We start from the raw sequence: 1,719 nt of genomic DNA, 5'->3' as shown, positions 1-1,719 counted from the left end.
GATAACATTGTAAACATATGGGTAAGCCGTATGCCTTAATAAGGCACGTGCGGTTTGATAAGGGGGAAGCCATGAGAATGGTTTCCCTACTTTATATTTATCCTAAACATCAAGTAGGTCTTAGAAATCCATTGTGAATTGTTACACTTAAATAGGTAAAATCAGAAATAATATTAGTGAATAATAAAAGATACCTCTAACATACTAATCAATAAAGAGGATGAATTATGAACAGGATATTAAAAAAACTAGCCATATTTACATTGATAATACTCTTAGTTCCGATGGGGACCAAGGCAAGCACAGCTGAAAAAGTTGTTGGAAATTTACCGGAAGCTGAACTTACTTTGTATGCCACTGAAAAAGAAGGAGATTTAACGAATTTCAAACTAACTGTGAAAGGAGAAACTTATTTTTTCCCAAGATGGCTGAATTCCCCTAATATAACGTATTATCCAAAACTCTATTACAGTGATACTAATAATGATGGTAGGAAAGAAATAGTTATTGTTTTAACAACCGATACAGGTACTGGAGTAATAATACAAGAACCTCATGTGTTTCACGTAGATAATAACGGGGATTTATTAGAGAAACTTGTAGATAATCCAATGGCCATTATTAACAAGAATGTAAAAACTAAATTGAGTAGTTCAAAAGCTATTGTTAGTATTGGTAAGGAGAAGAACAAAATAAATATCAAGGAATTAAACATTGTTCCATCACATATATTTGAAAATGTCGCTATTGGAAGTACTTTAAGGTTTGAAGTTATTGACAACAAATTAGTGGCTAAAGTAGGGCTGACAATAGCTCCTGCTGGGGGATCTATAGGTGAAATTCATATTATTTATACTTTTAAAGATAATATGTATCAAGCTAAACAGATTAATTTTATTCCCAGAGATGAATTAGAATAGAATGGATTCATACGAATGCCTTTTGTCTACACACTAAAATCTTTCCTAAACCAACCTCTTATTAAACGTGGTGCTTTAGTTAAAGATTCACTTTGCGAAATAATCAACTTTTTTTATAAAAACCAAATTAAATATGCTGGATAAGAACCCATTTTGATCACTCTTTTGTCAAAGTGGGTTCTTATTATTTATTGTAAAATGTGGGTTTGGAAGATGCTTATGATCAAACTTTAATTTAAAGTTACAATTGGTTTAAAAATGCTATCAATAAATATCACTAGCGTTGCGTAAATAATGATTGAAAATTCTTACAATTATTATTTCTTTTTATGAGCCAAAAAGATAAACACTCTAATAGAGGTGGGTCCATCCATTTGGTTTTTATTTACAATTAGACATTTGCGGCATCGACAGTTTATTTGTTAAGGAACTGCTGTCCCTTTTATTTTACGAATCCAGATATGTGCAGGTTTCCAGAGTGCAGCTCTTAAGTAACGGCTAATTTGTAGGATTTTTCGCTTACTCTGCGTCGTCGCTAATTATGCTAAGACATTCAGGCAATAGACAACGAGTGCGATGTACACTTGATTATGAATGGCCCATTCACTTTGACCAAAGAACTTTTTGATATTCAAATGTTGTTTGATCCATTTGAAAAATAGTTCAATTGCCCAACGGGCTTTATACATCTCGGAGATTTCCTCCTCAAATCGAATCGATTGGAGATGAGTTGTAATTCATTTCCTTTGGAATCCAGGACTTTGAGTAAGCGAAAGATATTTTCAGCACGATTTTGAGT

1 protein-coding gene and 1 pseudogene are annotated in these 1,719 nt (G+C 32.6%); one reads left to right on the top strand and one right to left on the bottom strand.

The genetic code is table 11. From position 1 onward, the window contains the following. The first annotated feature begins 227 nt into the window (after positions 1–227). Positions 228–920 (top strand): hypothetical protein, encoded by a 693-nt coding sequence (locus ACIQYS_RS22380; protein WP_402985244.1) that lies wholly within the window; start codon positions 228–230, stop codon positions 918–920. Positions 921–1,342: 422 nt separating this feature from the next. Here ACIQYS_RS22380 and ACIQYS_RS22375 read toward each other — a convergent pair. Further along, positions 1,343–1,719, bottom strand: a pseudogene (locus ACIQYS_RS22375) (transposase); the annotation flags it as partial.

It is taken from the genome of Psychrobacillus sp. NPDC096426 (genome assembly GCF_044762745.1).
Classification (GTDB): domain Bacteria; phylum Bacillota; class Bacilli; order Bacillales_A; family Planococcaceae; genus Psychrobacillus.
Note: the sequence above shows the minus strand (reverse complement) of the source record. Positions and strands in the feature narration are given on the sequence as shown.